Annotated in this window: 24 protein-coding genes; 14 read left to right on the top strand and 10 right to left on the bottom strand. The window is 62.7% G+C overall.

Annotation, left to right across the window (positions count from 1 at the left end; genetic code table 11):
• Positions 1-133 precede the first annotated feature (133 nt).
• Together BDK88_RS11310 and BDK88_RS11305 are read left to right on the top strand one after the other, a co-directional pair.
• Positions 134-1,201, top strand: coding sequence for a pyridoxal-phosphate-dependent aminotransferase family protein (locus tag BDK88_RS11310; protein WP_130500474.1), 1,068 nt, complete (start codon positions 134-136; stop codon positions 1,199-1,201).
• A gap of 212 nt (positions 1,202-1,413) precedes the next feature.
• Positions 1,414-3,252, top strand: coding sequence for a carbon starvation CstA family protein (locus BDK88_RS11305; RefSeq protein WP_130500473.1), 1,839 nt, complete (start codon positions 1,414-1,416; stop codon positions 3,250-3,252).
• Positions 3,253-3,469: 217 nt separating this feature from the next.
• Here BDK88_RS11305 and BDK88_RS11300 read toward each other — a convergent pair whose 3' ends face one another.
• Positions 3,470-4,078: a hypothetical protein gene (locus tag BDK88_RS11300; RefSeq protein WP_130500472.1), complete on the bottom strand. Its 609-nt coding sequence runs from the start codon at positions 4,076-4,078 to the stop codon at positions 3,470-3,472.
• Positions 4,079-4,305: 227 nt separating this feature from the next.
• Here BDK88_RS11300 and BDK88_RS11295 point away from each other — a divergent pair, with 227 nt between their 5' ends.
• Entirely contained in the window at positions 4,306-4,545 is a 240-nt protein-coding gene (locus BDK88_RS11295; RefSeq protein WP_130500471.1) for a hypothetical protein, read from the top strand.
• 13 nt (positions 4,546-4,558) lie between these two features.
• On the opposite strand, the gene BDK88_RS11290 is transcribed toward BDK88_RS11295, so the two are convergent.
• Positions 4,559-4,789 carry a hypothetical protein gene (locus BDK88_RS11290; protein ID WP_130500470.1) on the bottom strand — a complete coding sequence of 77 codons (231 nt, stop codon included), beginning with the start codon at positions 4,787-4,789 and terminating at the stop codon, positions 4,559-4,561.
• A gap of 127 nt (positions 4,790-4,916) precedes the next feature.
• Between BDK88_RS11290 and BDK88_RS11285 the strand changes: the two genes are divergently transcribed.
• Positions 4,917-5,237 (top strand): hypothetical protein, encoded by a 321-nt coding sequence (locus tag BDK88_RS11285; RefSeq protein ID WP_130500469.1) that lies wholly within the window; start codon positions 4,917-4,919, stop codon positions 5,235-5,237.
• Positions 5,238-5,340: 103 nt separating this feature from the next.
• Complete coding sequence (locus tag BDK88_RS11280; protein ID WP_130500468.1) at positions 5,341-5,544, top strand: hypothetical protein; 204 nt, start codon at positions 5,341-5,343, stop codon at positions 5,542-5,544.
• Here BDK88_RS11280 and BDK88_RS11275 read toward each other — a convergent pair whose 3' ends face one another.
• The gene (locus BDK88_RS11275) at positions 5,545-6,801 is read right to left on the bottom strand and encodes a CobW family GTP-binding protein (protein ID WP_130500467.1); all 1,257 of its coding nucleotides are present in this window, start codon (positions 6,799-6,801) and stop codon (positions 5,545-5,547) included.
• A 74-nt stretch (positions 6,802-6,875) separates the two neighbouring features.
• Between BDK88_RS11275 and BDK88_RS11270 the strand changes: the two genes are divergently transcribed.
• The 4 genes from BDK88_RS11270 to BDK88_RS11255 all read left to right on the top strand — a co-directional run bounded on the left by BDK88_RS11270 (position 6,876) and on the right by BDK88_RS11255 (position 11,295).
• Positions 6,876-7,172, top strand: coding sequence for a hypothetical protein (locus BDK88_RS11270; protein WP_008014141.1), 297 nt, complete (start codon positions 6,876-6,878; stop codon positions 7,170-7,172).
• The gene (locus BDK88_RS11265) at positions 7,172-8,146 is read left to right on the top strand and encodes an ArsA family ATPase (protein ID WP_130500466.1); all 975 of its coding nucleotides are present in this window, start codon (positions 7,172-7,174) and stop codon (positions 8,144-8,146) included. Before BDK88_RS11270 ends, BDK88_RS11265 begins: the two co-directional genes overlap by 1 nt.
• A gap of 110 nt (positions 8,147-8,256) precedes the next feature.
• Positions 8,257-9,456 carry a redox-regulated ATPase YchF gene (locus BDK88_RS11260; RefSeq protein WP_130500465.1) on the top strand — a complete coding sequence of 400 codons (1,200 nt, stop codon included), beginning with the start codon at positions 8,257-8,259 and terminating at the stop codon, positions 9,454-9,456.
• 201 nt (positions 9,457-9,657) lie between these two features.
• Positions 9,658-11,295: a spermidine synthase gene (locus BDK88_RS11255; protein ID WP_130500464.1), complete on the top strand. Its 1,638-nt coding sequence runs from the start codon at positions 9,658-9,660 to the stop codon at positions 11,293-11,295.
• A 31-nt stretch (positions 11,296-11,326) separates the two neighbouring features.
• Here BDK88_RS11255 and BDK88_RS11250 read toward each other — a convergent pair whose 3' ends face one another.
• Positions 11,327-12,121 (bottom strand): helix-turn-helix transcriptional regulator, encoded by a 795-nt coding sequence (locus tag BDK88_RS11250; protein WP_130500463.1) that lies wholly within the window; start codon positions 12,119-12,121, stop codon positions 11,327-11,329.
• A gap of 237 nt (positions 12,122-12,358) precedes the next feature.
• Here BDK88_RS11250 and BDK88_RS11245 point away from each other — a divergent pair, with 237 nt between their 5' ends.
• Complete coding sequence (locus BDK88_RS11245; RefSeq protein ID WP_130500462.1) at positions 12,359-13,345, top strand: DMT family transporter; 987 nt, start codon at positions 12,359-12,361, stop codon at positions 13,343-13,345.
• Positions 13,346-13,381: 36 nt separating this feature from the next.
• Here BDK88_RS11245 and pth2 read toward each other — a convergent pair whose 3' ends face one another.
• Positions 13,382-13,720: a peptidyl-tRNA hydrolase Pth2 gene (gene pth2, locus BDK88_RS11240; RefSeq protein WP_008014131.1), complete on the bottom strand. Its 339-nt coding sequence runs from the start codon at positions 13,718-13,720 to the stop codon at positions 13,382-13,384.
• 110 nt (positions 13,721-13,830) lie between these two features.
• Between pth2 and BDK88_RS11235 the strand changes: the two genes are divergently transcribed.
• Positions 13,831-15,003, top strand: a complete 1,173-nt coding sequence (locus BDK88_RS11235; RefSeq protein ID WP_130500461.1) for an MFS transporter — start codon at positions 13,831-13,833, stop codon at positions 15,001-15,003.
• Positions 15,004-15,068: 65 nt separating this feature from the next.
• On the opposite strand, the gene BDK88_RS11230 is transcribed toward BDK88_RS11235, so the two are convergent.
• Entirely contained in the window at positions 15,069-15,884 is an 816-nt protein-coding gene (locus tag BDK88_RS11230; RefSeq protein ID WP_130500460.1) for a hypothetical protein, read from the bottom strand.
• Positions 15,885-16,051: 167 nt separating this feature from the next.
• On the opposite strand from BDK88_RS11230, the gene dcd reads away from it, so the two are divergent.
• Positions 16,052-16,654 carry a dCTP deaminase gene (gene dcd, locus BDK88_RS11225; protein ID WP_130500459.1) on the top strand — a complete coding sequence of 201 codons (603 nt, stop codon included), beginning with the start codon at positions 16,052-16,054 and terminating at the stop codon, positions 16,652-16,654.
• On the opposite strand, the gene BDK88_RS11220 is transcribed toward dcd, so the two are convergent.
• Entirely contained in the window at positions 16,606-16,923 is a 318-nt protein-coding gene (locus tag BDK88_RS11220; protein ID WP_130500458.1) for a hypothetical protein, read from the bottom strand. The genes dcd and BDK88_RS11220 overlap by 49 nt on opposite strands.
• Positions 16,924-17,008: 85 nt before the next feature.
• On the opposite strand from BDK88_RS11220, the gene BDK88_RS11215 reads away from it, so the two are divergent.
• Positions 17,009-17,308, top strand: coding sequence for a hypothetical protein (locus BDK88_RS11215; RefSeq protein WP_130500457.1), 300 nt, complete (start codon positions 17,009-17,011; stop codon positions 17,306-17,308).
• 334 nt (positions 17,309-17,642) lie between these two features.
• On the opposite strand, the gene BDK88_RS11210 is transcribed toward BDK88_RS11215, so the two are convergent.
• Complete coding sequence (locus tag BDK88_RS11210) at positions 17,643-18,926, bottom strand: YihY/virulence factor BrkB family protein (protein WP_242611660.1); 1,284 nt, start codon at positions 18,924-18,926, stop codon at positions 17,643-17,645.
• 147 nt (positions 18,927-19,073) lie between these two features.
• Complete coding sequence (locus BDK88_RS11205; protein WP_130500455.1) at positions 19,074-20,189, bottom strand: tRNA (guanine(26)-N(2))-dimethyltransferase; 1,116 nt, start codon at positions 20,187-20,189, stop codon at positions 19,074-19,076.
• Positions 20,190-20,290: 101 nt separating this feature from the next.
• Between BDK88_RS11205 and BDK88_RS11200 the strand changes: the two genes are divergently transcribed.
• Positions 20,291-20,647, top strand: a complete 357-nt coding sequence (locus BDK88_RS11200; protein ID WP_130500454.1) for a hypothetical protein — start codon at positions 20,291-20,293, stop codon at positions 20,645-20,647.
• A 34-nt stretch (positions 20,648-20,681) separates the two neighbouring features.
• Here the strand turns inward: BDK88_RS11200 and BDK88_RS11195 are convergent, their stop codons facing one another.
• The gene (locus tag BDK88_RS11195; RefSeq protein WP_130500453.1) at positions 20,682-21,881 is read right to left on the bottom strand and encodes a Cdc6/Cdc18 family protein; all 1,200 of its coding nucleotides are present in this window, start codon (positions 21,879-21,881) and stop codon (positions 20,682-20,684) included.
• Between the last annotated feature and the right edge of the window lie 295 nt (positions 21,882-22,176).

The following is a 22,176-nucleotide window of genomic DNA, read 5'->3' as shown; positions in this document are numbered from 1 at the left end:
GGCGCAGAGGACTTAAAAAGGAGTCCATCACAGCCAGTTCGGCTCCCGCTCCGACGGCGGTAGCCCGAGCACCCACGCGAGACACAGCACCGTCTCGAGTGGTTTTATGCCCGAACACAGCGGTAGCCTCCGTATGAGCGACGATCGACTCCGCATGACGCCAGGTCCGACCGAGGTCCCGGCGGCCGTCCGCGAGCGGATGAGCGAGCCAATGCCGAATCCTGACATCGAACCCGGGTTCTTCGCGTTCTACCGCGACCTCCTCGAGAAACTCGCGGCGATCTACGGCGACGACGATATCGCCATCCTCGGCGGTGAGGGCATTCTCGGACTCGAGGCTGCCATCGCGTCGCTGGTCGAACCGGGCGACCGGGTGCTGTGTATCGCAAACGGCCTCTACGGCGAGGGCTTCGCTGATTTCGTCGAGATGGCCGGCGGCGAAGCGGTCGTCTGTGACGCGCCGTGGCGCGAGCCACTCGATCTCGAGACAATTGAATCCCACCTCGCAGCCGACTCGTTTGACGTGGCGACGATGGTCCACTGCGAGACGCCGACGGGTGTGCTCAACGACATCGAACCGGTTCTCGAGGTCCTCGACGACCACGACGTCATCAGCGTCGTCGACGCCGTCTCCTCGCTTGGCGGGACGGCGGTTCCCACCGACAAAATAGACGTCTGTCTCGGTGCCTCTCAGAAGTGTTTCAGCGCGCCGCCGGGCCTGACCGTCTGCTCGATCAGCGACCACGCGTGGGACAAAATCGAGTCCGTCGAGACGCCGAGTCTCTACACCGACCTCGAGCCGTGGCGCGACGCCGCTGAGAAAGAGTGGTTCCCCTACACGCACCTCGTGTCGAACCTCTATGGGCTCGATACCGCGATCGACCTACTGCTCGAGGAAGGCCTCGAACACGTCTTCGAGCGCCACGAGAAAGCCGCAGCGCACTGTCGCGACCGGGCGGCCGACCTCGGGCTGTCATTGTATCCCGACGAAGCGCAACCATCGCCGACCGTGACGGCACTCGAGATTCCAGGACGGGCGCAAGCGGTCCAGTCAGCGATGACCGACGACCACGATATCGTCCTTGCGACCGGTCTTGGCGATCTTTCCGACGACATCCTCCGGATCGGTCACATGGGACACAACGCGCGTCTCGACCGCGTCGACCGGACGATGGACGCGCTCGCGGCCGTTCTCGAGTAGCGCCACACGCAACCTGACATCACCTTCGTGCTAGCCGGCATGCGATGAGCAATTTACGGCACGAAACACGTCGACCGCTGTCGGTGGGACAAAATTCCCATATATAATGGCATTCATGCATCATTTAAGCTTGAAACAGACAGCCAACGCCCCCAAATAAAAACAAACAACAATTAAGGTTATTCGACCCGCTCCATTTGTATAGAGGTACCATGACACAAGTAATATGGATTATTGCGGCAGTACTGGTGACGTTTACCGCCGGCTATGTGGGGTACTCGCGGTACCTGACACGGTTCGTCGAACTTGACGAGGATGCGAAAACACCGGCACACAAATACGAGGACGGACAGGAGTACGTCCCCTCGAAAAAACCGGTGTTGTTGGGGCATCACTACTCGAGTATTGCGGGTGGGGCACCGATCGTCGGCCCGATTACGGCCGGTGCGATCTGGGGGTGGGTGCCTGCGTTGCTGTGGATCGCCATCGGGAACCCGCTGATGGGTGCTGTTCACGACTTCGTCTCGCTGTCGGGCAGTCTCCGCCACGAGGGGAAGTCGATCGGTTACATGATCGGCGAGTACGTCGGCGAGAGCGGCAAGAACATGTTGCTGTGGTTCGCGTTCCTGACGATCATCCTCGTCGTCGCAGTGTTCGCACTGGTCGTCGCGATCGTCTTCAACGCGTATCCGCAGGTCGTCACAGCATCATTGCTCTACATCGGCCTGGCGCTGGTATTCGGCGTTTACCTCTACCAGTTCAATGGCCCGTTCATCCCGGGAACGATCGTGTTCGTCGCCGGGGTCTTCGCTGCCGTCTGGGTCGGCCTCCAGTATCCGTTGGCACTGTTCGCTGGCGACTACCCGGCCGGGACGATCGTGTTGTTCGGAGGAGCCGGCAACTGGGTGCCCGGCGCGGGTTCCCTCGGCGGGAACACTGCGGCGTGGATTCCCTTCGTCATGGTCTACGCCGCGATCGCGAGCGCGCTACCCGTGTGGGTGTTGCTCCAGCCGCGTGACTACCTGTCGTCGTTCCTGCTGTACACTGGGGTCGGCGGCGCGACCGTCGCGATCATCGTCGGGACGTTCCTCGGGACGTCGTCCCAACCGCTCGTCATCGACGAAACGATCGGCGCGTTCGAGGGCTTTTGGGGCGTCGAGGCCGCCGGCCTCGCGCCGCTGTTCCCGCTGCTATTTATTACGATCGCCTGTGGGACGATCAGCGGGTTCCACTCGCTGGTTTCCTCGGGGACGACTGCCAAACAACTCGACAAGGAGACTGACGCCCGGCTGATCGGTTACGGCAGCATGCTCGGCGAGGGACTGCTCGCCGCGGTCGCACTTTCGACGCTTGCCGTGTGGGGCTTTGCCGATCCCGCTGGTGGGATCGGTGCTGCATTGCCGAACTTTGCGTCCGGTGGTGGACTCATCCTCACCAGCCTCGGCGTGCCCCAGACCGTCGGTGCCGTGTTCATGGCGCTGGTGCTCTGTAGCTTCCTGTTGACCTCGACCGACACGGCCGTCCGCCTGGGTCGATACATGATGGAAGAGATCGTTGGCACGCCCGCCGGACGGACGGACACGGGGCTGAGCGCCGATCCCGCGTCGTTCTTCCGCGGCCGGTACACGAACCCGATTATTCAGGTCGTTCCCGCGTACCTGCTGGTCGTCTCCGGGCAGTGGGTTGTCCTCTGGCAGCTCTTCGGTGGGGCAAACCAGCTGCTTGCGGCGCTGGCGCTGCTGACCGCGACCGTCTGGCTGGCAAACTGGGACGACAGCAAACAGCTCGTCTCCACCGGGGTCCCGATGGCGATCATGGTGACAATTACAATCCTCGGGCTGTCGATCCTGGTGTTCTACGAGAACCTGTACCTGAACCTGCTGCAGGGTGGTGCGGACTCGCTCGAGGCGATGCTCTCCTCGGTCGTCCAGATGGCGATCGGGCTCGTGCTCATCATCCTGGCGCTCGCACTCGTCAGGCTGGGGTACAGAAACATTAGCAACGTCCGTCGTGGCTCCGAGACGCCTGCCGCCGAACCGGGCGACGACTAATACTGCCGGACAAAACGGTTCATCCCTCGATCGCACCCACGACGCTGTCGCCGACGGCGACAGCCGTCGAGACGCGATCGGGTATTCACTGACGGTGTCTGGTAGTATAACGACCCGCGGACGATCCGGTTTTCGCAGTCACGTTCGCTCGTCGCGGAACGCTGCTACTGCCAGAACGAAAGTGCTCGACCTCGACGGCTGTATTGTCACGCGATCGTTATTGCCAGAATCGTCTCGCGAACCGCGAGAGAAAGCCCTCCTCGGGAGTTGTCACGTCGTCCCAGAGGGTAAACGCCTCCGCGACATCGGCAGCCTCGCTGGCGACGTGGGTCTCCTTCTCGGGGACGACGACGACCAGATTGACCTCGTAGTGGCCGTGGTAGCCAAACTTCAGTAACGTCCGGTCGCGAAAGCCATCGACGAACTCGCGGCTGTCGTCAGGCAACTCGTCGGCAGCGAGGACGAACGTGAAATCCGTCCCGAAGTGTTCCTCGTCGGCGACGACGTGTTCGTCCGCCAGGTCGTGGCCGAGATCAACGAGGCGCTCGAGCCCTGCCACCGTCGGCGTCGACTCACGTCGGGCAAAGAGGTACTCTTCTGCTTCGTGGTCGGCGTAACTCAACGCTGGGTGGAAGAACTGCTTCTGACTGCGGACGCGCATCTCGCCGTAGAGGGCCCACCGCTGGCCGCCGGCGCGATGGTGTTTCTTGAGATCGTAGTTGTACATCAGCCGGTCGGAGACCCGGTCGAGATACTCGTCGTCCCAGTCTGGGACGGCCTCGCGGATCTCCGCCGGTAGCTCCGCTGGCGTTGCTTTTTCGCTCATCGTGTCCCGGTGGTGAGTAACGATGGCCGTTCACAACCCGGCTCTCGAGCTGTTCTATCCAGTTTCGTGACCTGTTCTCCCATACCACTGGTTGCCGTCGGAATGGCAAATACCCGTCGGTGGTCGGGCTCGATACGGTAGCCGATCGACACCTCACCTCGACTACTTGCCTCACTCGGTCGGCAGGTTTTAGCCATCGGAGCCGTACTATTGTGCAAGGGATACGCATGGGAGGAAAGAAAACCGAAGCCTGTGGCCGCTGTTCCATGTCGACGGTCGTCGACATCGCGTCGTCCAGCGACGACGATGACGGCGACGCCGAGGTGACTGATGCCCGAGATCCGTTCGGCAACGCCGCCATCGAGGTCGACGACGAGACGCTCCGGCGCGTGTCGCCGGGTGCCTGGATGGAACGGCTGACCGAGCGACTCGACGATCTTGGCCGGCGGCTCATCTACGGCCGCTAGTCCGGTTGCGGCTCTAGGACATCGTCACGAGATACGTCATCGCGAACAGGAGTATCGCCGCCGTGGCGACGTTGATGACCCCGAACTCGAGAAAGCCCAGATACGACAACCCCCAGACGATCGTCCAGCCAAAGAGCGCCGACAGGACGGCGTTCATCACGAGCAGGACTCGAGGGTCTCCCTCCGAGGATTCCACACCGGCCTCGAACCCCTCCGCGTCAGCATCGCCATCGCCATCGCTCATACAGGGAGACGATGGCACCGCTACTTAATTGTTCGTCGGCAGCAGTTCATCGACTGCTGCGGCCACTCCGTTCAGAACCGAAGCGATCACGGTATAGCTCTTTGCTCCTTGAGAACGAACGGCACATATGCACCTTCGCAACCGTCACGGAACACCCGTCGATCCCGTTCCATTCGTCGTGGTCGTCGGGCTCACGTTCATGGTCCTGCTGTCGTTCGGCCCGCTGTACGGACGGGAGCTTGGGTTGGCCCTCGAGACGGCGATCATGCTCTCGGCGGCACTATTCGCGCTCACCGTTATTATCGCCTTTTATCGACAGGTCTGGACGTTTCGTCCGGAGACGACAGACAATGTCCCGTCGTCGGTCCGCGCCGAGCGACTGTTCTATCTGATCCCGATTCTCACGGCACTCATCATCGCACTTTCAATTCCGCTACTGCTCAGTTAATCGGACGCCAATATGGCGATAGGATTCCGTCGCGACCCTTCGATCGTGCACTCGTGACACACACTCGCATAGCGTTATTGTCATCCCCGGCGAATGGCCGACTATGGGACTCATCGAGTCGCTGAAAACGGCTTTTGCGTCGTCAGCACCGAACGAGCGACCCGACACCGGTTCCAAAGGATCGTACTGGTGTGACGACTGCGACGTCCGGATCAGGGATATCGACCTCGAGGGAGAACCAGTTTGTCCGGACTGCGGAACTGAGATGCGTTTCGAGCGCTCGACCGGCCGCAACTGTGCGTGCTAATCAGGGCTCGCGGATGACGACGTCCGCGTCCTGTTCGTCTGGGAAGGGGCCCTCGAGCGACGCGTCCCACTCCTCGTCGGTGACGAGTGCGTCCTCGAGGGCTGCCCGCAGCGCCGACTCGTCGTAGTCGGTGCCGATAAAGACGAGTTCGGTGCGTCGATCGCCGTACTCGTCGTGCCACGCGAGGTCGGGGCGGTTCGACCGGTACATGTCGCGTTCGATCTCGGGAAGGCTCGCGATCCAGGGACCCTGTGCGGTGGCGCGGATCGACGGCCCGGCCTGGGCGATCGCCACCCGCATGTCGTTGTCGGCGATCCAAGCAGTCCCCTTCGCGCGGACGATCGCCGGCGGAAGGTCCTCGAGAAACGCGGTGAATCGATCGGGGTGGAACGGTCGGCGGCGTCGGTAGACAAAGGAGGTGACGCCGTACACCTCGTCGGGATGGTGGTGGCCGTGGTGGTCGTCGTGATAGGTGTCGCCGCCGTGACTGTGCTCGGCGTGGGTTGCGGTCGTTTCGTGCCCGTGATCGTCGCTGGCCGCCTCGAGCGCCCGCTTCCAGCCCGGCAGGTCGTTTACTCGGCTGGGGTCGAACCGCTCCGCGCCGAGTAGCCGGTCGGGGTCGACTGCCGAAAATTCGGTGCGGATCGTCTCGGCGTCCGGTTGCAGTGCCCCGACGAGTTCTTCGGCCTCTGCGAACTGTTCGTCGGTGCAGAGATCGGCCTTGTTGAGCAAGACGACGTTCGACACCTCGACCTGTTCGACGAGCAGGTCCGACAGCGGACGATCGCCTTCGCTGCCCTGTCGTTCCGGCGTTCCCGCCCCCGCGAAGGCCTCGAGAAAGGCAGGCGTATCGAGGACGGTCACCAGCGTATCGACGTCGTATAGGGCCGCGACGCGGGATTCAGTCGTAAACAGCCGCGCGACGGGAGCGGGCTCGGAGATGCCCGACGACTCGACGATGAGGTGGTCGAACGAGCGGTCGCGGGCCAGTCGGACCACGGCGGTCTCGAGGTCGTCCTGCAGTTCACAGCAGATACAGCCGTTCGAGAGTTCGGCGACGCCATCGTCGAGTTCGAGTTCCGATCCCTCCGCGACGAGTTCGGCGTCGACGTTGACTTCGCCCATATCGTTGACCAGAACGGCCAGCGTCCTGTCGCCGGCGTTCGACAGCAGGTGGTTAAGCAGCGTCGTTTTGCCAGCACCGAGACTGCCCGAGAGGATCGTTACCGGGAGTTCCCTATCCGTATCCGTCTCCATATCTCGCTCCAGGGGCCACAGCGTCTTGAAAGCGAGCCACGGGAGTTTTGAGCGTTCGGCACCCAGAGACAGGCATGGATCTGGCCGACCGGATCGAATCGTTTCGCAAGACCCTCGAGGAGTGGCTGCGAGGGCTCTATCACGGCATGATCTCGCATCCGGCCTACGAGAAAATCGAGAAGGAAGCCGAGGACGCCGAGGACGCCTTCATTCTGGCGTGTTTTCCGGACGCCTTCGGCATTCCGTCTCCGGTTTCGTACTACACGGCAGAACTGCTGCCCTACCTCGAAGACGAATTCGAGGCGTGGGAACGGCGGCTGTGGGACCGTGGCACGTATCTCGAGCGCAAGGGCCAGCAGTACCACTTCTAATGGAGCCATTCGTCTTCTTCGGTGGGAAAGGCGGTGTCGGCAAAACGACCGTCTCGTGTGCCTACGCGCTGCGCTGTGCGCGCGACGGCCAGCGGACGCTCGTCGTCTCGACCGATCCCGCTCACTCTGTCACCGACGTGTTCGACCAGCCGTTTGATGACTCTCCACAGCCGGTCGACGGCGTCGACGGACTCGATGCGATGCAGATCGACCCCGAGGACGAAGTCACCCGTCACCTAGACGAGATCCGCCAGGACCTCTCCGAACAGGTGTCGGCATCGATGGTCAACGAGATCAATCGCCAACTCGAGATGGCCCACGGGACGCCGGGAGCCTACGAATCGGCCCTGTTCGACCGCTTCGTCGACGTGATGCGTCACTCGGAGCCGTACGACCGCGTCGTCTTCGACACCTCGCCGACCGGCAGTACGCTTCGACTGCTCGGCTTGCCGGAACTGCTCGAGGGCTGGATCGATCGGCTGATGTATAAGCGCCGGTCGAGTATCGACCTCTTCGAGAAGGCCGCAGTCGGCAACAACGAACCGCGCCGCGTGATGGAGGGCGATCCTGTCCTCGCGCGACTCGAAGAGCGCAAGGAGTTCTTCGAGTTCGCCGGTGCAGCGCTGCACGACGACGCTGCCTTTTTCCTCGTCGTGAACCCGGACGAACTCTCGCTGAACGAGACCGAGCGTGCGATCGACGACCTTCGGGACAAGGATCTCGAGGTTCGCGGCCTCGTCGCCAACAAACTCACGCCGTCGCCCGACCCCGACGAGAACGGCCGCGGCGCACGCTACCTCCGCGAGCGCGTCGCGACGGAGGATGCACGCCTCGAGACGCTCCGCTCCGAGTTCGAGCCGCCGCTGGTCGCCGAAATCGGTTGGCGGAGCTCGGAGGTCAAAGGCGATCTGTTAGACGACGTCGCCGCCGAACTCGACATCGAGACGACCGTCGAACCGCCGACGCACGTTTAGGGCGAGTCGCCTCAGTCTCGAGCCAGTTGTCGACCCTTTTGCTACGTTGCCTCGTACCACTCCGCCGGTGGACAGAAACCCGTTTAGGCGGGCCGCTCCAGGGACGAACAATGAGTACGAGTTACCGGATCGGACTCGTCGGCAAACCTTCCGTCGGCAAGTCCTCTTTCTTCAACGCGGCGACGATGAACGACGTGCCCGAGGGGGCCTACCCGTTCACGACGATCGATCCCAGCGTGGGCGAGGCCTACGTTCGCGTCGACTGTGCAGCACCGGAGTTCGACGAAGAGTGTACGCCCAACGTCGGCTACTGCGACCACGGGACGCGGTTCGTCCCGACGAAGCTCGTCGACGTCGCCGGGCTGATCCCCGGCGCACACGAGGGGAACGGCCTTGGCAACCAGTTCCTCTCGGACCTGAACGAAACCGACGTCCTCGTCCATGTCGTCGACTTCTCCGGGAAGACGGACGCCGAGGGCGAACCCACTGAGGGTCACGACCCGCGAGACGACATCGCCTTCCTCGAGGAGGAACTCGACCAGTGGTACCTGAGCATTCTGAAGAAGGGCATCGAACGCTACGAAACGGGTTACACCACCGAAGACGACGCCATCGAAGAAGAGCTCGCCGAGCAGATGAGCGCGTTCAAAACCAACGAAGACGAGATCAAACGCCTCATCCGACGCGTCGACATCGGCTTCGAGCCCGACGAGTGGGAGGAAGCGGACAAACTCGCACTCGCCCGCGAGATCCGCAAGGAGACCAAGCCGATGGTGATCGCGGCGAACAAGATGGACACCCCCGAGGCACAGGCAAACTACGAGGAGATCACGAACGATCCCGACTACGACCATCTGACGATCGTCCCCTGCAGCGCCCACGCCGAGAAGGCGCTGAAATCGGCCGATAAGGCCGGCGTCGTCGACTACCGGCCCGGCGATAGCGACTTCGAGATCACGGGCGATGTCTCCGGTGACCAGGAACAGGGCTTAGAGCAGATTCGAGAGTTCCTCACCGACTTTGGCGCGACGGGCGTACAGGCAGCCCTCGAGACGGCACTCTTCGACGTGCTCGGCGTGACGCCGGTGTTCCCCGGCGGCGCGAACGGGCTGGGCAACGAACGCGGCGAGGTGCTGCCCGACTGTTATCTGATCCCGCCGAACTCGACCGCGGAGGACTTCGCCTACAGCCTGCATTCGGACATCGGCGACGGCTTCCTGCACGCGATCGACTGCCGGACGAACCGACAACTGGGCAAAGACTACGAAGTCGAGCCCCGGGACGTGATCGAAGTCATCACGACGAACTGAGACGGGTTGCTGTAACGATTTCCCGGCGCACCCACAAGACGAGTCGCGGGTGCGCCGGAAATGACGTACAGTAGACCGTATGACAGCCGATCGTCATCCCGTTTCGGACGGTTCGATCGAGGACTCGAGTCTCCGCTTCGAGAGCCGGCGAGTCCGTACTGCGCCGACAAGTTCTCGTCGCGGGCCCACGTTAGGCCGACAATGAGTATGGGGAAGTCCTCCGCCTTTCGGCCGACGAAACCCGATGTCGCGGTGTTCGTCTCCGGCGTCACCAGTATGGGTCTCGAGATTCTCGCCGGTCGGATCATCGCCCCCCAGTTCGGAAGTAGTATCTACACCTGGGGCAGCATCATCACCGTCTTTCTGGCCGCGCTGAGTCTGGGCTACTGGCAGGGCGGAAAGAAGGCAGCGACGGCGTCGAATCGGCGCATGAGCTGGCTGCTGTTGGGGACGGCGGCATACGTTGCCGTCGTGATCTACGGGAGCGACCAACTGCTGCTCTCGGCGTCGGCGATCCCGCTGCCGGCCCGCTACGCCTCGCTGCCGGCCGTCATCATGCTCTTCGGGCCGCCGACGTACCTGCTCGGCTTCATCAGTCCGTACGCAGCCGAACTCTCCCAGAAGGAGGGGACCGGCGAAGCGTCGGGCCACGTCTACGCGCTCGGCACCATCGGCAGCATCGTCGGCGCGGGCGCGACGACGTACGTCCTCGTTCCCGCACTCGGCATCGACATGATCGGCCTCCTGTTCGGGTTCATCCTTGTCGGGACCGCGTTCGCGCTGACGCTGCCCAGACTTACCCCGAAGCCGGCGTCGGCCAGCGTCGCGATCGCCATCGTCCTCGTCGTCGCGGCTGGCCTCGGCCCGGTCGCGTTCGACCACCGCGGCGAGGTCGTCTACCAGACCCAGACGGCCTACCAGGAACTCGAGGTGATCGACGACGGCGACGTCCGGACGCTGTATCTCGATGGGGCACGCCACAGCGCGATGGACCTCGAGGATCCCGACCGACACGTCTTCGAGTACACGCGATACTTCCATCTCCCCATGTTGATGGTCGACGATCCCGATGAGGTCGAGAACGTCCTGTTCATCGGCGGGGGCGGCTACACTGGCCCGAAGGACTTCGAGCGGAAGTACGACGTCGATGTCGACGTCGCCGAACTCGACCCCGAAGTGACGCGGACGGCCAAGGAGTACTTCCGACTCGAGGAAAGCGAGAACCTGACTGCCCACACGGAAGACGGCCGGATCTTCCTCCAAGAGACCGACAAGACCTACGACGTGATCGTCCTCGACGCCTATCAGAAGGATCAGGTTCCCATCCATCTCACGCAAGTGGAGTTCATGGAACTGGCCGAGAGCCACTTGGACGAGGACGGCGTCTTACTTGCAAACGTCATTGCTGCACCGAGCGGCTCCGGCTCGGCGTTCTACCGGGCACAGTACAAGACGATCGACGAGGCCTTCGCGTCGACATACAGCTTCCGGACCTCGAGTTGGGACTCCGTCCAGAACATCGAAATCGCCGCGACGAAAGCCGAGACGAACTTTACCGAGGCCGACCTCGAGACACGAAACGATCAGCGCGACCTTGGAATCGACCTGCGTAGCGAGGTCGACGCCTATATGGATCCGCCGAACACCGACGACGTGCCGCTGCTGACCGAGGATCACGCACCCGTCGACAACCTCCAGGCGTCAACGGTGGGCCAAGAGTACGTCATCGAGCAAACTGGAGAAGACGAGACGCAGCCGGAGCCAGCGTCTATCACAGTCGGGCCGGAACTGCCCGCACACGCACGGCCGACGCCGGGACTCGAGTCGATACCGGCCTGACGCGGCCACCACGAGCACGCTGCTGTGCCCGTTATTCTGAAAGCGCGTCGGCCTCGAGTGGCGTCGCCGTCCGCCAGTAGTGATCGAGCGAGTCTTCGGCCCACGCGCGGACGGCGTCGTCGTCGGTGTCGACGGCGGCCCGCAGGATACCGGTCTCGTCGCGCAAGAGCAGACAGACGTCCGCGTCGACGATCATGATCGCGATCGGAACGCCCTCTTCTCGAACTCTGATCTCAGCGGTGTCGGCGTCGAGCAGCGCCTCGAGTTGGCGTCGAAGTCCGGACTCGTCGGCCAGCGCGTCGATCGCGTTCTGGCCGAAGACCCCCCTGAAGCGCTGCTCGCCCGCAGTTACACGGTCTCGAACGACGCCCAGCGTCTGTTCGTTGAACGTATGCGAAAACGTCCGGACTTCCTCGCCCGTCCGGAGAAACTCGAGCAACCGGGCAAGCGGTGCGTTCGGTCGCGTCGCGCTTGGGGTCGTGATCGTCGCGTCCGAGAGCCGCCGAAGATCGAAATCCATCGCGTGGGTCGGCAAGTAGTCGACGATCTCGCGCAGTTTGGCCTCCGTCTCGAGGATCTCCTGAAGATCAGTGAACCCCTCCGCGACCAGTCGCCCCGTCGCGGTCGCGACGTACGCGTTGCCGTCGTGTCTGATCCACGACCGGTCCTCGAAGTCGCGGAGGATCCGACCCAGCGTCGCCTGCGAGGCTCCGGTCGCCGCAGCTAGTTCGGTCCGCGTGTGTCGCCCTTCCGAGAGCAACCGGAGGACCTCAACGCGATTTGACGACAGTGCGAGAAACTCGATCTCCTCGAGCGCCGATTCCATACGGGTTCTCGTCGCCGCCACGGCAAATTGGTTTCGTACCGTGCAAGGTTTTCAGAGGGTGCAGCGATAGCAGGGTCCCGGCCGCTTTCCCGGCTCGTCGCCTTTTCTTACTATGAAATATTTTCTGAATCAAACTATAAACCCGGAGTTCGTACGGTGTAGTATGATGATCTTCGCGATTCATGCGTCGGCCGCCCTCGAGTCGGCGCAGCTGGTCTCCACGGCGGTGACGGGAGAATGATGTCCCGTCGCAGTGCCGTCTTCTTCGCGCTCTCGAGTCTGCTCTTCGGCGGGACCTTCGTCGCCGCGAAGGCCGGGCTTGCGTACTTCCCGCCGCTGCTGTTCGTGGCGCTTCGCTACGACGTTGCGGCGGTGGTCATGCTGGCGTACGTCGGCCTGACCAGTTCGCGGTCGGAGCTGCTTCCGCAAAACAGCGGCGACGTCGCCAGCATTCTCGCGACCGGCGTCCTCGCGATCGGGCTGACGAACGCCTTGCTGTTCGTCGGCCAGCAATACGTCTCGAGTGCTGTCTCCTCGATCATCTACAGTCTCAACCCGATCATGACGCCGGTGTTCGCCGCGGCGTTGCTCTCCGATGAACGCCTCTCTCGGCGCGGCGCGGCCGGGATGGGACTCGGCCTCGTCGGCGTCGGGCTCGTGGTCAGCCCGGATCCCGCAAATCTGCTGGCGGGTGCCGTCGGGAAGGGCATCCTCTTCGTCGCCGCGATCAGCGCCGCACTGGGTGCCGTGTTGATCCGCCGGGCCAACAGCGACCTCTCGAGTCAGGTCCGCGTCGCCTGGGGGCTGCCCTTCGCCGCAGCGCTGAGTCACCTGCTGGCCTGGGCGAGCGGCGAGTCGGCGGCTGCGATCACGTGGACGACCGAGGCGCTGCTGGCGCTTGGCTACGTGAGTATCTTCGCTGGTGCCATCGCCTACGTCGCCTACTTCGGGCTTATCGATTCGGCCGGCGCGATCCGTGCAAACCTGATCTTCTACGTCGTGCCCGTCGTCTCGACGCTCGGGGGCTGGGCACTGCTCGGTGAGACGATCGACGCGCTCGCGATCGCCGGCTTCCTGACGATCTTCGCCGGCTTCGCCGTGCTCGGCAGCAAGTCGATCGATATCGGGTCGCTGCTCCCGGACGTCGGCTCCGACGTGCCGTCCTCGTCTGCCGACGGCGAGTCGGTCGTCAGGGAGGAACCGCGGGGCTACCGCTCTGACTGATTCACTGGCGCTCGAGGCGCTAATTGGGATCGACAGTCAGAACAGTGAGAGGTCGCCGGTTACGCTGTCAACGCGATCGTCGGCCGCCGGGCCGACAGCGAGCGCGGTGACGGTGCCGGGCTCGAGTTGGGTGTGGCCGGCGTCGCGGATGAGCGCGTTGGGGATGCCGTTACTGTCGGCGATCTCAGAGAGTTCGTGCAGTTGGCGTTCGCTCTCGCCTTTGAGGACGACCTTTTTCTGCCCACCCTGTTTCCACTGTGATTGCAGCTGGCTGTCTGCCTTCTCGTAGGCTGACAGCGACGCGTGGGCGACCTGTGCGGCGAGTTTCCCCTGTCCCATGCCGATGTCGGTTCGAGCGACGATGGCCTGTTTCATAGCCGACTCGAGGACGGGAATCCCTTTACTTGTACCTATCCCGACTGCGGAACCGGCAACCGGTCCAGATGGCGATAGCATTGATGTGCATGAGAATCACACAATCTGTCATGCAGGAGCGTCGTCGGGTCCTCGTCGTGACGTCGGTTGCACTTTTCCTCTCGGTGCTGGTGTGGTTCAATTATTCGGCGGTGCTCCCGCTGATCGTCGAGGAGTGGGGCCTCTCTGGGACAGAAGCGGGGATCGTGTTCGGCGCACTTCAGGCGGGCTATCTCGTTGCGATCGTTCCCGCAGGCTGGCTCGCGGATCGCTACTCGCCGCGGTGGGTGATCGCCGTCGGTGCGACTGGGACCGCGCTCCCGAGTCTCGCGTTCGCCGCGGTTGCCGACGGCGTTCTCGTCGGCACTGTCTTGCGATTTCTCTCCGGACTCTTCGTCGCCGGCGTCTACGTCCCGGGAATGCGCTTTGTCTGTGATTGGTTCCCCGAGACCACGCGCGGCCGGGCGCTAGGACTGTACATCGCCACCTACGAACTCGGTAGCGGCTTCTCGTTCGTCTTCGCGACGATCGCCGCGGAGGCCGTTGACTGGCGGCTCGCGATTGCCGCCACGAGCGTCGGCGCGCTGTTTGTCGCGCCGGTGATACTCGGTCTGACCCGCGACAGCCCTGAGCGGACGACATCGGCGACCGGCGGATTCGATGTCTCGGTCTTCCGAAACCGGGAGTACCTCGCTGCGGTCAGCATCTACTCGTGGCACAACTGGGAATTGTTCGGCGTCCGTAACTGGTTGCTGGCCTTTCTCGTGGCGACGCCGGCGTTCGTGGCGACCGACTCGGCGGTCCTGCCGGGGCTGGTCGTCGGTGCGATGGTCGCTATGAGCGGCGTCGGCAACGCTGCTGGCGGCTGGCTCAGCGACCGCGTCGGCCGGCCACAGACGATCGCCGCCGGCCTCGGTGCCAGTACCGTCCTGAGTGCGACGTTCGGCCTCCTCGGTGGACTGCCGCTGTCGGCGCTTGTTGCCGTGACGCTCGCCTATGGCGTCGTCCTCGCGCTCGATAGCGCGCCCACGTCGACGCTCGTCACTGAGGTCGTCGCCGACGAACACGTCGGCACCGCGCTGTCAGTCCAGTCGCTGGCTGGCTTTTCGACGACGGTCGTCTCACCGATCGTCTTCGGACTGGCACTCGACCGTGGCGGCTACGCCGCGGCGTTTCCGACACTCGCCGCCGGTGCGTTCCTCGGATTGCTGTCAGTCGGTGCGCTCGTGTGGTTCGAAAGATAACGGCTCGAGCGAGTCCAGAACGAGTCGTCGCCCGTCGCCACTATGCTGGCGGCTTTGGCGCTCGCTCACAGGACGATGGCCTCGTTGCGAAGGAGTTCTCGTTCCGTCCATTTTGCCTCCGGACCCGCTTCGACGAGGGTTGGCTTGTCGACTGGCTCCGAAAACCGGTCCGGGTCCGGCTCGAGCGGCTCGAGCATCGCGGAGAAGACCGAGCCGCGCCGGCCGCCGGCCGAGACGATGCCGCCGTATTTGCGTTCCTCGAAGGAGGTGTCGTCCGGGCTGGGAAACTCCTCGCGAATGATCTGTGCGGTCTCTTTGAGATACGTTGCCGCCTGCTGCTGTGAGTAGCAACTGTCCTCGTAGTACGCCTCGGCGTATTCGTCGGCCAGGTCCTCGGTGGAGTGTTCTGGGGACTCGTAGCAGATCGACTTCGTCGTCGTGTATCCATCGGTAAAGCGGATGTTCATCGTAAAGCTCTCCGGATACCGGAGGATAACCGGTGAAAACATCATCTCCGTAATCGTGGTTCGTTGTTGAATCCGCCACAGCCCCTCGAAGTAGTAGGCTGCCAGTGCTCCGATTCGGTCGTCGCGATCGCCACGGGCATATGCCATCGCGACCTCCTCGTAGTCATCGCCTGCAATCCGCCTGAGCCGCCGCTCGAAACTCTCGGCAATGCGCTCGAGTTCCGCCTCGTAGGCAGTCAGCAGTGGAACTTCGGGATCGGCGAGTAACTCCGCCTTCCGCTCTCGAGCGTCCGCTACGGTCATCATGTTCTCGTGGAAGGCTCGCTCAGCCGTGGTGTCGGGAAGTGGAACCCGAACCGCACGTTGATGCAAGACTTTCGTATCGCCGTTGAAGCGATCCCGTTCCCCATCCATGCACCGCCGTTCATCATGTATCATTATAATTTATTAGGCCGCTCAGTCTATAATTCCATGTACGTAATAAGAGTCAGATATTACCACACATGATAATGCGTGGCGGCTCGCTGGCCGCTCGAGCGCGGACCGAGGAATTTAGGGCCCCGTACTCGCTCCTACTCGGTATGATCCTCTCCGATGCGGATATCTTAGCGCGTCTCGAGGCCGGCGACCTCGTCGTCGAGCCTCTCGACGACCCAGAATTGCAGATCCAACCTGCGAGCGTCGACCTTCGACTGGGACGAGAATTCCTCGAGTTCCAGCGGACGAACATCCCTTGTATCCACCCCAACTCCGAACAGGAAGTCGACGAGTACGTCACGGAAACGATCGTCGAGGACGGTGACGACTTCATTCTCCATCCCGGCGACTTCGTGCTGGGGACGACCCACGAGCGCGTCGAGATCCCGCCGGACCTGATCGCCCACGTCGAGGGTCGCTCCTCGCTGGGCCGGCTCGCCGTCGTCGTCCACGCGACCGCTGGCCTCTGTGACCCCGGCTATCGCGGCCAGATCACCCTCGAGCTCTCGAACCTCGGGACGGCACCGGTCGCGCTCACGCCGGGGATGCGCATCTCCCAGCTCACCTTTACCGAACTCACGACGGAAGCCGAACGCCCCTACGGCAGCGACCGCGGCTCGAAGTATCAGGATCAGGACGGCCCGCAGGCCTCCCGAATTCAGAGTGACGACGAGTTCGGCGGCGACCAGCTCGAGCGCGATCGGTGAACGGCGACGGCTGAACACGCCGACAGGACGTTCACTTTTGACCCGGCCATAGCGACGGGCACTCCCCACGGTGGGACACCATCGACGAGCGCGACCGCAACGACGCCCGCGGGAGGCTCGAGGCGTCCTTCGAGGCGATCCGAGACGACGAGGTGCCCGTCGCCGACGGCCGGGAAGCGGTGGACGACGCGGTCGAGTCCGACGCGATCGAGACGATGCTGCTCTCGACGGCGAGCGGTTCGCCGCGGCGTTCGACGGCCTCGGTGCATTGCTCTGCGTTCCGATCGACTGAGAGAGGTGTCGCCGGCTGTTGCAGGCACCACGTGCTTGTCTCAGGTTGCAGTACCGATGGACATGTGCGCCACTTTTTCCGACGACGACGTCGGTAAGGCCGTCGAGAACGGCAACGGCGAGGCGGTCGGCGTCATCACTGCAGTCGAAGGCGACATCGCCCATGTCAGACCGGATCTGTCGGCCGTCGAATCGATCACATCGTCGCTCGGCTGGGAGGGGGCTGTCGAGATGACCGTGACGCTCGAACGGACGATCGTCCGAGAGCGTACCGCGGACGCCGTTCGGCTCGAGGGATCACTTCCGCTCTCGAATGCATCCGACGATGGAAGCAAAACTGAACGAGACGCCGTCAATGACTGAGACGGACTCCTGTCAGTCAGTTCTGGTGCAACCGCAACCCCCCGTACTGCGATTGCAACCGGGACATCGTCGCAGCAGACCGTCTGAGGCCATGACACGTCAGTCGACTAAACCGACTGGCTCCCGCGATCCGTGAAACGGCTCCGATCGATTGGGGACCGACGAGTCAAAAACAGCCGGGAGAACGACGGTGATTCCGGGACCGGGACCGATCGACGACGACTCATACTGCCGGACAAAACGGTTCATCCCTCGATCGCACCCACAATGCTGTCGCCGACGGCGACAGCCGTCGAGACGCGATCGAGTATTCACTGACGTTTGACTGGTCGTCTCAGGAGCGTCGCTCGCCGATCGCATCGCGCAGGCGGCCGGGCACGTCGAGCATGGAGATGCCAAAGCCGAACAGCACCATCAACACGTAGACGCCGAGCGTCGAGGTCCAGACGACCAGCAACGACAGGATCGCCCACGGACCCGCAAGGAAGTAAAACGCCGCGATCGACATCGCGGTCCCGTAGAGCAAGACGATATACGGGCCCCAGTCGCGGGCGTGGCCGCGGCGAACGCGTCTCCGAACGTAGCGTTTGAGTTCACTCTCGAGGGACTCCTTTCTGACGGTGCGATCTTCGACGTCGTCCTCGAAGGTTGCGACGCGATCGCGTAGCCGTTCGATTTCCTCGCGCAGTACTTCGGAATCATCCGCGCGGTCGTGTGTCCGGGCGCTCGCGCGGTCGCTGGCGCGGTCCTCGGTCGCCCCCTCGTCGGCACCCGTGGCGTCGTCGGTCATCGCTTCTGTCGAGACCTGTCGTCCGCGGGGACTTTGTAGCTGCCGATCCACTTCACGGTCGGCGATGGTCGCGTTGATGACCGCCCCGAAGACGAGGATGATCGCACCGGCATACAGCCAAACGAGCACGAGAAAAACGGCACCGAGCGCGCCGTAGATCGTGTACCCGGTGGCGAAATCGGTATAGAGAGAGAACGTCCCGCTCAGCACGACCCAGCCGACGGCTGCGACGACCGTTCCCGGCAGCGCCTCACGGATCTCAACACTGGCGTCCGGAAAGATAACGTACAGCGGGAGGAACGTCACGAGCAATCCCACGACGACGAATAGTTGGCCGATGATCGCCAACTCAACTCCCGGCACGACCAGGATCAGAAACTCGATGGTGCCGACTGCGACCAGCCCCAGTGAGATACTGATTGCGACGATCGTCGCGTCCCAGAACGTATCGAGCAACGATTTCGATCCCACTGTCCCGTATACCTGGGAGAAGGCCCGATCGAGACCGCGCAGGACTCGACTCGAGCCCCACAGCAAGCCGAGGATACCGGCGACGGTTGCACTTTGCCGGCCAGTCTCGTCGATGATCGTCTCGGCGAGCACCTCTCGAGCTGCCGGCGTGAGGATGTCGCTGGCCGCGACCGAGAGTTGCGCTGCAAGCGTCTCGCCGCCGATCGACGCCGCGATTCCAAGTGCCAGTAGCGTGAGTGGGACGAGCGAGAGAAAGCCGTAGAACGCGACGCCGGCAGCGAGTAGCGTCACCTGTTCGTCTCTTGCGAGCCGAACGGCCCGGCCAGCTAGTTCGAGCCTTCGTCTGTGATCGATCACACCACTTCCTTCGATCTACCCAGCAATATGTAATCACATGGCACAGGGACACAACTGGCTGTTAGAAGGACCGCTGTGCGCTGCAGCCTCAGGCTGGCGAGACCATCGGCGCTGTAGCCGCTTACTTCGAGCGGCTCCAAGACCCAGCTACTCGAGACTGTCCGCGGTCGCCGCGCGAATCTCGCCGACGCTTGCATCCGTTTTGAACGTCGTGCCGCCGTAGTGGGCTCTCGAGGCCTCGTAGCCGGCGTCGCGCAGGTCAGCGAGGAAGTCGTCCATCGCGTTGGCAGGCAGCCCCCAGTTCCGACAGAGCTTGTGCTGGTCGTAATGAGTCGGTTCGTCGAGTTCCGCCGCGAGCGTGTCACAGAGTTCGCGCGCCTGTGGCGCGGTGTTGAAGGTGTAGGGTATTTCGTCCCGGACGGCGGCGATGAACGCCGAGTCTTGGACGGGGCCAAGCCAGACTGGTCCGGCAGTCAGCATGCGATTCCCGTCGCAGTGAGGACACGTTTCGAGCGGATCGGCGATCAGGCCGGGATCGGCCTCGCGGTAGAGACAGTCTTCACAGTGGTAGAGGTGGCCTAACTCGTCGATTGCCGCGTCGGCCGATGTGGCCTTGTGCTCGAGCTCGAGATACGTTCGGACGTAGTGGCTGGTCGCGTGAGTCAGGATCGGCTCGACACCCACGTCGAAGCGGGCAGCGCTGCGGGCGAGCGCAGAAATGAGAATTCTGACGCCCATCTCGGCGTGGTAGTCCGTGTTGCGCGGTACGGCCGAATACGAGCGGACGCCACTATTGAAGTGGGCCCCACACAGCGGTGCAGTGTCGGTCGCGGTGACACAGACCAGATCCCGGCAGTTCGCGAAGGCTGCGTCCGCGAAGGGCATCGGCGTCCCGTAGGGATCGAGATCGATCACGTCGAACGGCCCGTCGTGCATCAGGGCATTGACGTTGCGGTGTTCGACCGTCGCCTCGCAGTCGTTTCGCTCGAGGTTGTCTCGCGCCAGTTCGACCGCCTGTTCGTCGACGTCACAGCAGGTGACGTCCCAGCCATCGGCGGCGGCTCGAACCCCGCGGACGCCGCTTGCGGTCATCGCATCTAAATACGACGTGGCGCGCGCTTCGCGCTCGCGGTAGGCCCGCAGCGTCGCGATCGTCAGATCCCGGTTCAACTCCTGTCGCGGGTTGTAGAAAACAGCCTCCTCGATGCCGTCGGTCTGTTCGCCGGGCACCTCGAGTTCGACCCCGCCCTCGGTGACGCGCATACCACGTTTCGGCGGTAGCGGGCGAAAAACGGTGTGGTCTCAGGCGGTCACGCTGGCCGGACAACCAAACCGATTTTACAGTTGGGCGCACAGTTCCGGACGTGTCGAAGGCCAATCCCGTCGAGCGATGGCAAGCCGCTCTCGAGGAAGCTGGCGAACTCACACCCGAGATCGTCAGCGAGATCACGCGGATTCACGGTGACCGCGGGGCGCAGGCGATCGAGGCCGTCGGCGAGAACCGGGTGAAAGCCTACCGCGATTTCACGATCGTCGTCGGCTACGATGACGAATACATCGTCGAAGATGGGAACTGTACCTGCAAGGACAGCGAGTACAACCTAGATGACGACGACCCGACTGAACGTTGCTGGCACTCACTTGCCGTCGCAATTGCACGCCGGGTAGGCCACGTCGACTACCACGACATGTGGTACTCAGACGTGCGTGAGTTCCTGTGACGGCAGTCTCCCGCCGAGCAAATCACTGACCCTGCTACTCGGACTCGTTACAGGCGGCGATGATGACCTCCGGATCATCGATTAGCCGATTCTCCATATAGTTGCCTTTTCCCCGTCCAGCCCACTTTCGTTCCTGTTCGATAATCGAGAGAAACTCGAGTTCAGAGAGAATGTCGCGGACGCGACGGAGCTTCAGGTGGTCAGACTCGTCGCGCTCACAGAGTCGCTTGTAGAGATCATAGGCCTCGTTCGTCGTTACCGGCGCGTTGTCGCCTTCCTTCTGCTGTGTGAGCAGTGCCATCGCCTCGAGGACCAGCTTCGCGTGACTCGGGCTCTTGGAAATAAGTTCGGCGAGTCGACTTGTCTCCTCACGTTCATGAGCGTGATCGACGCAGTCCTCTGTGACGGATTCGAGATCACTTTCTTCAGCTATCTCGCCAGCAAAGCGGAGAATGTCGATCGCCTTCCGGGCGTCGCCGTGTTCGCGGGCAGCGAGCGCAGCCACACGGGGGATGACGCCGTCCTCAAGGACACCCTCGTGGAACGCGTCCGAACGCGATCGCAGGATCTCACGGATCTGGGTCGCGTCGTACGGCGAAAAGACGTACTCCCGTTCGCAGAGGCTGGATTTGATCCGCTCGTCTAGCGAGTCCTTGTAGCGAACCTTATTCGAGATGCCGATGACGCCGATCGTACTCTCCGTAAGCTTGCCGGATTCGACCGCCCGCGAGAGTTGCATCAGGATATCGTCGTCCTCGATCTTGTCCACCTCGTCCAGAATAATCAGCGCGACGTCGTACCGGCTGTCGACGATCCGCCAGAGCCGCCGATAGTACTCCGAGGTGCTCAACCCCGAGTGAGGAATCGAGATATCGGTTGACGCTTGGTCGTTGAGTTGGTGGCCGGCCGACTGGACAGCCTGGGTCTCCGTCGATTCTTGCAGGCAGTCGACGTAGGCGACGCCGATTGAGACGTCGTTGCCCTTCGCGCGCTCGATGGCCTGGTTGGTGATGAATTTCGAACAGAGGGACTTCCCGGTACCCGTTTTCCCGTAGACGAGGACGTTGTTCGGCGTGTTCCCGCGCGTTGCCGGTTTGATCGCGTTGGCGAGATCTGTCAGTTCGTCTTCACGACCGATGATCCGGTCGCCGTCGGGAAGGTGTGAGACCTGCAAGAGCTCCTTGTTTCTGAAGATCTCGTTTTCGCTGCCGAAGTAATCCATCGAATTAGGCATTCAGTTGCCGGAGACATTCCGCGGAGAGCACTTAACGTGTTCGGGCCACGGTGCCGCTGTATGAGTAAAATTCCGCGTTTTCAAGTCCTAAGCAGCAGAAAGCCTACCCCTTGGTTCCGCTGTATTCGTGAAATAGGACCCCGGAGTTCCGCTGTAACCGACCCGGAGAATCTCCCGACGGTCACCCCGAAGTGCCGCTGTATCGCGAGCAGTCAGTCTGAAATCAAGAAGTAGTCGGACGGATTCAGCTGCAACCGAGTACCGAATTTCTCCTGTATAGAGTCAAAAGGATTTC

Origin of the sequence: Natrinema hispanicum (assembly GCF_004217335.1) — an archaeon.
Classification (GTDB): Archaea; Halobacteriota; Halobacteria; order Halobacteriales; family Natrialbaceae; genus Natrinema; species Natrinema hispanicum.
The sequence above is the reverse complement of the archived record's forward strand: the minus strand, read 5'-3'. Positions and strand labels throughout refer to the sequence as shown.